Origin of the sequence: Pseudoalteromonas sp. HM-SA03 (genome assembly GCF_002289345.1) — a bacterium.
Taxonomy (GTDB): domain Bacteria; phylum Pseudomonadota; class Gammaproteobacteria; order Enterobacterales; family Alteromonadaceae; genus Pseudoalteromonas.
In genome coordinates, this window is sequence record NZ_NSDG01000167.1 from 1 (window position 1) to 333 (window position 333).

The 333-nt window shown below is 48.3% G+C and carries 1 protein-coding gene; it reads right to left on the reverse strand.

The genetic code is table 11. The features are described from left to right. Positions 1-301: IS66 family insertion sequence element accessory protein TnpB (gene tnpB / locus CKO50_RS23155; RefSeq protein WP_141240180.1), on the reverse strand; the 301-nt coding region annotated here is incomplete at its 3' end. Between the last annotated feature and the right edge of the window lie 32 nt (positions 302-333).

Here is a 333-nt window from a genome sequence, read left to right on the forward strand (position 1 = left end):
ATAAGCCAGATAATAACCACTGCCATTGTTCGGCGCTGAGTGTAATGACGTCATCGTCTTCTTTGTCGGGCCATTTAAACTTGTCTTTTTCAAGGCGCTTGTACCACAAGGCAAAGCCGGTTTTATCCCAATATAACACCTTCAGCTTGTCCTTGTTTTTATTGCAAAACGCAAACACCTGACCGCTCATCGCGTGTGCTGCCATTTCTTGCTCAACAATCGCCGCGAGGCCATTGATGGATTTACGAAAGTCTACTGGCTGGCGGTGCAAGTAAACAGACTCATTGTGCCAGCAGATCATGACAGCGCCCTGAGCAGTGCAGCCAACCACAG